Source organism: Roseomonas sp. TS2, from assembly GCF_058833935.1.
On record NZ_JCACVY010000191.1, the window covers coordinates 1 to 8,277 of the forward strand.

The window sequence follows — 8,277 nt, forward strand, 5'->3', positions numbered from 1 at the left end:
GGCTCGGCGCCGCCCTATCATGACCTCATCGGCATCCGCCTCACCGAGTGGCGGGATGGCTATGCCTGCGTCGTCTGCGACGCCGATGCGCGCCACCACAACCGCAGCGGCATCGTCCATGGCGGCGTGATCCTCTCGCTGCTCGACCAGGCGGCGGCCTTCGCCGGCCTCTGGTGCAGCGTGCCGGGCAACATCCGCAAGGCGGTGACGATCGACCTGGATTGCCGCTTCACCGGCCAGGTGTCGGAGGGCGAATTGCGGGCCGAGGGCAAGGTGGTCTCGCGCGGCCGCAACATCTTCTTCGCCCGCACCGAGGTGTTCGACGCCGCGGGCAAGATGGTGGCCTTCGGCGCCTCCACCCATCGCTGGCGCGCCGGCAGCGAGACGGTGGAAGGCAGCCCGGTGGGCTGACGGAAAGAGATGGCGGTGGGCCGGGGGAAGATGTCCTTTTTTATCCCCGGCGCCGCGCTTGTGTCCTAGGCCAGCCCGGCATCCTCGAAGGCGGTCCATCCGCGCAGCAGGTGGCGGCTCTCCCGCCCGAAGACGTAGAGATTGCCGCCGCCACGCCCCGGCTGGTCCTCGGCGCGGGAGATCGGCCGCCCGGCGAGGTGGCAGAGCAGCAGCGCCCCCACCGCCCCATGCGCGACGATGGCCACCTCGCCCGTGCTCTCCGCCAGCACCGCTTCCACCGCCGCCACCATGCGGGCCTGCGCGTCCACCGCCCGCTCCCAGCCGCGCACGCTCTCCTCGGGCCGGGCGAAGAAGGCATCGGCCATCGCCTCGAATTCCGGCGGCGGGAGGTAGCCGGTGGCGCTGCGGTCGTTCTCGCCGAGGCCAGGATGCACCCGCACCGGCAGGCCGGTGGCGGCGGCGAGGCATTCCGCCGTCTCCCGCGCCTTGCGCTCGGCGCTGCTGGCGATGTGCCGCAGGCCCCGCGCCCAGGGGAGCCGCGCCAGCGCCTCCGCCCGCGCCCGGCCGCGCGGGGAGAGGCCCCATTCGGTGACCGCCACGGCCGGGTCGATCGCCACCTCGGGGTGGGTGAGCAGCCAGGCGCGGCTCATCGCCGGGGCTCCCTGACGGTCAGGAGGATGGCGCCGCCCAGCGCCAGGAAGCCCAGCACGGTGGCCATGCCGGCGCGCTGGCTCTGCGTGGCGGCGGTGACGAGGGCCAGCACCGCCGGCCCCATGAAGCCGGTGATGCGCCCCGAGAGGGCGAAGAGGCCGAAATGCGCCGCCACCTCGTCCGGCGGCGCCAGCCGCGCCATGTAGCTGCGCGAGGCCGATTGCGCCGGCCCGATGAACAGGCCGAGCGCCAGGGCCAGCGCCCAGAACACGGCCTTGTCCTCGGCCAGCACCACGCCCAGGCCGAGCCCCAGCAGCGCCGCCAGCGCCACCAGGATGGTGCGCCGCGCGCCCAGCCGGTCCTCCAGCAGCCCGAAGCCGGCGGCGCCGAGCCCGGCGGTGACGTTGAGCGCGATGCCGAACAGCAGGATCTCGTCGAAGCCCATGCCGAAGGTGCCGGCGGCGTAGATGGCGCCGAAGGCGAACAGCGTGTTCAGCCCGTCCGTGTAGAACAGCCGCGCCAGCAGGAAGCGCGCCAGCACGGGGTTGCGCGGCAGCCCCCGCAGCAGCGCGCCGATCTCGCCCACGCCCTGGCGGATGGCGGTGCCCCAGGCCGGGCGCGGCGGCGGCGGGTCGGGCAGCAGCACCAGCACCGGCCAGCCGAAGCCCAGCATCCAAACCGCCACCAGCAGGGCGGTGGCGCGCACATGCTCGGCCGCGCCGCGGTCCAGGCCGAGGGGCGAGGGGTCGGGCCGCACCAGCAGCAGCAGCGCCACCACCAGGCAGGCCAGCCCCCCCGCATAGCCCAGCCCCCAGGCGAGGCCGGAGAGCCGCCCCACCCGCTCGGGCGGCGCCACCTGCGGCAGCATGGAATTGTAGAACACCGTGCCCAGCTCGAACCCCACCGTGGCGATGCCGACGCAGGCCAGCGCCCAGAGCGCGCTGCCCGGCTCCGGCGTGGCGAACCAGACCAGGCCGGTGGCGATGGCGGTGAGCAGGGTGCAGGCCAGCAGCATCATCCGCCGCCGCCCGCCGGCATCGGCCACGGCGCCGAGCAGGGGGGAGAGCAAGGCGATGGCGATGCCCGCCCCCGTCTGCATCCAGCCCCACTGGGCCTGGCCGGTGGCGGGGTCGGGCGCGATTCCCTGGGTGAAGTAGGCGGCGATGACGAAGGTGGAGACGACGGTGGGGAAGGCGCTGTTGGCCCAGTCATACAGGGCCCAGGCCCAGGCCTGGCGCGAGAAGCGGGTGTTCATGGGGGGGCAGACTGCCCCGGAGGAAGGCCGGGGGGAATGAATTCCCCCCGGACCCCCCATCTTTTTCTGCCGGTCAGGCGATGCGGGAGAGTTCCCGCACCGCCACCGTCACGCCCGCCAGGTCGGGGCGCGAGGCCGCCTCCTGGGCGATGCGCATGGCCGTCTCCGCCTGCGGCAGCGCGCCCTTCAGCGCGCGGGCGGCAAGGCGGGTCTGCAGCTCGGCCAGGTCGTCCAGCAGCGCGGCCTTGGCGCGGGTGCCGAAGGGGCCGTTGGCCGGGGCCTGCGTCGCCGCCAGCCGCAGGCCGGGGAGGTGGAAGCTCTCCCCCACCGCGGCCCAGGCGCGGGCGGCCTCGTCCGGCGGGACGGCGGCCTGGGCGGCGAGCCGCACGATGGCCGGCGCCGCCTCCAGCGCCGGCGCGGCGGCGACGAGGCGCGCCAGATCGCCGGGCAGCCCCGCCTCGGCCAGCGGGCCGGGCTGGGCCTGCGCCGTCTCGGCGGCCACGAGCGCGCCGATGCCGGGGCTGAGCTTCGCCAGGGCTTCCTCCAGCGGCAGCGCCGTCTCCGGCATGGAGAGCAGCTCCCGTGCCGTGGCGGCCAGCAGCTGGCGCAGCGCCAGCATCGCCGCGTGGCGCGCCTCGGCCGGGGCGGCGGCGGTGTCGGCCGCGTCCATGGCACCGGCCAGGCCCAGCAGGCGGTCGGCCAGGATGGTGGCGCGGGCGGCGGCGGCGGGCTCGCTGCCGGCGGCCAGCCGCGCCAGCCCGGCCGGGCCGAGCCGGTTGGCCACCTCATTGGCCAGGATGGTGGCCAGCAGCTCCCGCCGCAGCCGGTGCCGGGCGATGTAGGGAGCGTAGTCCCGCTGCAGCGCGGTGGGGAAGTAGCCCTCCAGCAGCGGCGCCAGCGCCGGGTCGTCCGGCAGGCCGCTGTGCTCGATCGCCTCGGCCAGCCACAGCTTGGCGAAGGGCAGCAGGGCGGAAAGCTCCGGCCGGGTCAGCGGCACCTGGGCGGCGATGCGGTCGGCCATGCCGGCGGCATCGGGCAGCCCGGCCACGGCGCGGTCGAGAAGGCCGGTGGCCTCCAGCCGCGCCATCAGCGCAGCATGGGCGGGCAGCGCCTCCGCCCCCGCCTCGGCCTCCAGCGAGACGGCCAGCGATTGCTGCGCGTTGTCGCGCAGCACGAGCGCGGCCACCTCGTCGGTCATGGCGCGCAGCAGCGCGTCGCGCTGGCGCTCGGTCAGCGCGCCGCTGGCCCGGGCATCGGCCAGCAGGATCTTGATGTTCACCTCATGGTCGGAGGTGGAGACGCCGGCGGAGTTGTCCAGCGCGTCGGTGTTCATCCGCACGCCCTGGCCATCGGCGCCGAGCCGCGCCGCCTCGATGCGGCCCGCCTGCGTCACGCCGAGATTGGCGCCCTCGCCGATGATGCGCGCGCCCACCTCGCGCCCGTCGATGCGGATGGCGTCGTTGGCGCGGTCCCCCGCCTCGGCCTGGCTCTCGGTGGAGGCTTTGATGTAGGTGCCGATGCCGCCGAAGTAGAGCAGGTCCACCTTGGCGCGCAGGATGGCCTTCATCACCGTCGCCGGATCCGGCTTCTCCGCCTCGATGCCGAGCAGCGCGCGGGCCTGGGGGGAGAGCGGGATGTGCCGGGCATTGCGCGGATAGACGCCGCCGCCCTCGCTCACCAGCCGCACGTCGTAATCGGCCCAGGAGGAGCGGGGCAGGGCGAAGAGCCGCGCGCGCTCCTCATAGGCGCGCGCCGCGTCGGGCTCGGGGTCGATGAAGATGTGGCGGTGGTCGAAGGCCGCCAGCAGCCGGGTCTGGCGCGAGACCAGCAGCCCGTTGCCGAACACGTCGCCCGACATGTCGCCCACGCCCACCATGCTGAAGGGCTCGCGCTGGATGTCCCGGCCCAGCTCGGCGAAGTGGCGGGCGATCATCACCCAGGCGCCCTTGGCGGTGATGCCCATCGCCTTGTGGTCGTAGCCCTGGCTGCCGCCGGAGGCGAAGGCGTCGTCCAGCCAGAAGCCGTATTCCTGCGCCAGGCCGTTGGCGATGTCGCTGAAGGTGGCCGTGCCCTTGTCGGCGGCGGCGACGATGTAGGGGTCGTCCCCGTCGCGGCGGACGACATCGGCCGGCGGCACCACCGTCTCGCCCTGGAGGTTGTCGGTGATGTCCAGCATGCCGCGGATCAGCGTGCGGTAGGCGGCGATGCCGGTGGCCATGAAGGCCTCGCGGTCCGCGGCCGGGGGCACATGGCCCTTCAGCACGAAGCCGCCCTTGGCGCCGGTCGGCACAATGACGACGTTCTTCAGCCGCTGCGCCTTCATCAGCCCGAGGATCTCGGTGCGGAAATCCTCGCGCCGGTCGCTCCAGCGGATGCCGCCGCGCGCCACCGGGCCGGCGCGCAGGTGGCAGCCCTCCATGTGCGCGGCATGGACGAAGATCTCGCGCCAGGGGCGGGGCAGCGGCATGTCGCCGGCCCGCGCGCTGTCGATCTTGAGCGAGAGGTAGGGCTTGCGCTGGAAGTAGTTGGTGCGCAGCACGGCATCCAGCACGGTGCGCAGGCGGGCGAGGATGCGGTCCGTGTCCGGATCCTCCATGCCCTCCATCAGCGCCGCCCACTCGGCTTCCAGGGCGCGCCCGGCGGCCTCGCCGCTGCCGGCGCGGGCGGGGTCGAAGCGGGCGTTGAACAGGTCCACCAGCAGCCGCGCGGCGCGCGGCTCGGCGGCCAGCGCCGTCTCCACCGACCCTTGGGCGAAGGCGAAGCCCACCTGCTTCAGCCAGCGGAACAGGGCGCGCAGCAGCCAGGCCTCGCGCCAGGCGAGGCCGGCCCGCGCCACCAGCCGGTTGAAGCCGTCCACCTCCACCCGGCCGGACTGGAGCGCCTCCAGCGCCTCCAGCAGGGCGGGGAAGCGCGCCTCCTCCAGGTCGGTGCCGGCCTCCAGGGTGAAGACGTGCAGCACCGCCCGCAGCGCCCCGTTGTCCCGCAGGTGGAAGGGCTGCTCCTCGATGGCGCGCAGGTCGAGGCTCTCGAACAGCGGCAGCGCGTCGGCCAGCGGCAGCGGGCCGCCGGGGTGGATCAGCCGCAGCGTCAGCGCGCGCGGCCCGGCGCCGGGCAGGCGCTCGATGCGCGCGGCCGGGCGGCCGGCGGCCAGCGCCGCCTCGGCCAGGTGCAGGTCGGCCACCGCCGTGGTGGCGGAGACGGTCTCGGCATAGGAATCGGGGAAGGCGTCGGCCCAGCGGGAGAGCGCCTCGGCGGCGCGCGCCTCGCCCAGCTCGGCGGTCAGTGCCTCGCCCAGCCGGTCGGTGAAGGAGCGGGCGGCCTGGGCGACCGCCGCCTCCAGCGCCGCATCCTCGACGCTGGAGACGTGCCCCGGCACGGTGCCGACGATGTAGTGCACCCGCGCCAGCGGCGTGTCGCCCAGCGCGATGTGGAAGGCGGAGAGGCGGCCGCCGAAGGCGCGCGCCAGCATGGCGCCCACCTTCTCGCGCAGCCGCGTGTCGAAGGTGTCGCGCGGCAGCCAGGCGATGGCGGAGACGAAGCGCTCGAACGGGTCGCGCCGCAGGTAGAGGGCGGGGCGGGGGCGGATGAACAGGTCGAGCGCCCGCCGCGCCCCCTCCAGGATGGAGTCCTCGTCGGCCTGGAACAGCTCGTCGCGCGGCCAGGTGTCGAGGATGTTGCGCAGCGCCCGCCCGTCATGGCTCTCCGGGTTGACGCCGGCGCGGTCCAGGATGCGCTCCACCTTGGCCGAGAGCCAGGGGATGCTGCGCGGGTTGCGGTTGTAGGCGGAGGCGGCGAACAGGCCGAGGAACAGCCGCACGCCGACCACCGCGCCATCGGCGCCGAACACCCGCGTCGCCACCACGTCGGCGTGCTGCGGGCGGTGGACGCGGGCGCGCATGTTGGCCTTGGCGATGGCCAGCGGCGCACCGTCGCGCAGCGAGGCGCGCACCGCGGCGGGAATGGCGCCGAGGTCGCGCAGCGCGTCGAACACCGGCAGGCCCTCGTCGCGCAGCAGGCCGAGATGGTCCTCGGCGCTGTCGCTTGCCCCCGCCGTGCCGAAGCGGATCAGCCGGTGGCCGAGGAAGACGAAATTGTCCTCCGCCATCCAGCGCAGGAAGGCCTGGCCGGCGGCGGCCTCGGCCGAATCCTCACGGGCGATCTCGGCCTCGGCCGCGCGCAGGCGCTGCAGCACGGCGGGGAAGTCGGCCACGGCGAGGCGCGTCTCGGTGAGCGCCCGGCGCAGCGCCGCCTCGGTGGTCTCCCAGCCCTCGTCCGGCGCCTCGCCGCCGCCGCCGAGCAGCCGCGCCGTGGCGGGGGCGATCTCGACATGCATCATGCTCTCGGCCGCGCCGCCCTCGGCGAAGCCTTCCAGCCGGCCGGCGGCATCGCGCGCCACGCGCAGCACCGGGTGCAGCAGCCGGCGCGGGGTGCGGCCGGAGAGGGCCAGGGCCGCCAGCACGCTGTCCACCAGGAAGGGCATGTCCTCGGTGACGATCTCGGCCACCGCCACGGCGCCGCGGCCGGGGCCGGGGGGCAGCAGCCGCACCTTGGCCGCGCCCGGCTTCCGCTCGGCGGCGAAGGCGTAGAGGCTGGCGGTGGCGGCGGCGATGCGCTCCGGCGGCTCGGCCGCCAGCTCGGCGGTGGGCAGCGCCTCGGCCAGGCGGTGCAGCAGCGCCGCGGCGGCCGGCGGCAGGGCGGGCGCCTGCTGCCGCAGGGCCTCCTCCGCGGCGCGCAACAACTCCGCGCGGGCGCCGCTCTCGCGGCTCTGGCCATCCGGCATGCTGGGCTCCTTTTGAGTCGGATGCCTCAGAGGATCGGCCAGGGTCAGGCCCGGTTCAAGCCACCCGGTGCCGCAATGCGATGCAATTTGCATAAATTTTCGGCGGAGGTTGCGCGCGGCGATTGAACTCTCCCCCGTGACCGCCGGGCCGCTCCAGGGCTATCGTGGCGGCCATGATCCGCACGCTCGCCGACCTCCTCGCCCCCGTCACGCCGGAGCAGTTCTTCGCGGAGTATTACGACAAGCAGCCGCTGCACGTGCAGGGCGGCGCCGCGAAGTTCGCCCCCGTGCTCTCCTGGCGCCAGATCAACCGCCTGCTCGACCAGACGCATATCTGGTCCAGCCAGTCGCTGAAGCTGGTGATGGACGGAACCCCGGTGCCGCCGGAGCAGTACTGCACCCGCGCCACCAGCCGCGACAACGCCGCCGTGCAGCAGCCCAACGCGGCGCTGGTGCAGCAATGGGTGAAGCGCGGCGCCTCGCTGGTGATGAACGACGCCGACAGCCTGACCCCCGGCCTCACCGCCGTCTCCGAGGCGCTGGAAGGCGCCGGGCTCGGCAAGGCGCAGGCCAACGTCTACATCTCCTGGCAGAGCCACAAGGCCTTCCCCGCGCATTTCGACACGCATGACGTCTGGGCCGTGCAGGTGGAGGGCGAGAAGACCTGGAACATCTGGGAGGGCCGCGCCGAGTGGCCGATCCCGCACCCGGTGTTCCGCAGCCTGGGCCAGGCGCATCACGAGCAGGCCAAGGGCCGGCTGCGCGGGCAGGTGACGCTGAAGACCGGCGACCTGCTCTACCTGCCGCGTGGCTGGTACCACGACGCCCTGGCCGAGGCCCCCGCCTCGGTGCATGTGGCCTACGGGGTGCACGCGCCGCTCGGGATGGACCTGATGAACATCCTGGTGGAGCGCGTGCTCTACGAGACGCCTTTCCGCCAGCCCCTGCCGCGCCAGGATGGAACCGCCGCCGCGCGCTTCGCGTTGACCAGCCGTGCGGCGCAGCTCGGGCAGCGCCTCTCGGAGCTGACGCGGGATCCCAAGGTGATGGAAGTGCTGACGAAATTCGTGGCCGACTACCGCTATGCCCGCGGCGGCAACGACCTGCTGGCGGCGCGCGGCATCGCCGCCCCCGCCGCCCCGGAGGCGGCGGGCGGCGGGGAGGGCGCGGCCTTCCGCGT

At 74.6% G+C, this 8,277-nt stretch carries 5 protein-coding genes; 2 read left to right on the forward strand and 3 right to left on the reverse strand.

The genetic code is table 11. The annotated features are described in order from the left end of the window. Nucleotides 1-411, forward strand: a 411-nt coding sequence (locus ACZJYS_RS20670) for a PaaI family thioesterase (protein ID WP_493180165.1), incomplete at its 5' end; no start/stop codon positions are given. 65 nt (nt 412-476) lie between these two features. Here the strand turns inward: ACZJYS_RS20670 and ACZJYS_RS20675 are convergent. The 3 genes from ACZJYS_RS20675 to ACZJYS_RS20685 all read right to left on the reverse strand — a co-directional run bounded on the left by ACZJYS_RS20675 (nt 477) and on the right by ACZJYS_RS20685 (nt 7,097). Then, a complete protein-coding gene (locus ACZJYS_RS20675) occupies nt 477-1,061 on the reverse strand; it encodes a histidine phosphatase family protein (protein WP_493180166.1) in 585 nt (194 codons plus the stop codon). Beyond that, complete coding sequence (locus ACZJYS_RS20680) at nt 1,058-2,317, reverse strand: MFS transporter (protein ID WP_493180167.1); 1,260 nt, start codon at nt 2,315-2,317, stop codon at nt 1,058-1,060. Before ACZJYS_RS20680 ends, ACZJYS_RS20675 begins: the two co-directional genes overlap by 4 nt. Before the next feature lie 73 nt (nt 2,318-2,390). Next, nucleotides 2,391-7,097, reverse strand: coding sequence for an NAD-glutamate dehydrogenase (locus ACZJYS_RS20685; RefSeq protein WP_493180168.1), 4,707 nt, complete (start codon nt 7,095-7,097; stop codon nt 2,391-2,393). A gap of 173 nt (nt 7,098-7,270) precedes the next feature. Here ACZJYS_RS20685 and ACZJYS_RS20690 point away from each other — a divergent pair. Further along, nucleotides 7,271-8,277, forward strand: a 1,007-nt coding sequence (locus ACZJYS_RS20690; RefSeq protein WP_493180169.1) for a cupin domain-containing protein, incomplete at its 3' end; no start/stop codon positions are given.

Excerpts from the sequence above, each read along its gene's own strand:
- ACZJYS_RS20685 (WP_493180168.1), bottom strand. The coding sequence starts at position 7,097 with ATGCCGGATGGCCAGAGCCGCGAGAGCGGCGCCCGCGCGGAGTTGTTG.
- ACZJYS_RS20675 (WP_493180166.1), bottom strand. The coding sequence starts at position 1,061 with ATGAGCCGCGCCTGGCTGCTCACCCACCCCGAGGTGGCGATCGACCCG.
- ACZJYS_RS20680 (WP_493180167.1), bottom strand. The coding sequence starts at position 2,317 with ATGAACACCCGCTTCTCGCGCCAGGCCTGGGCCTGGGCCCTGTATGAC.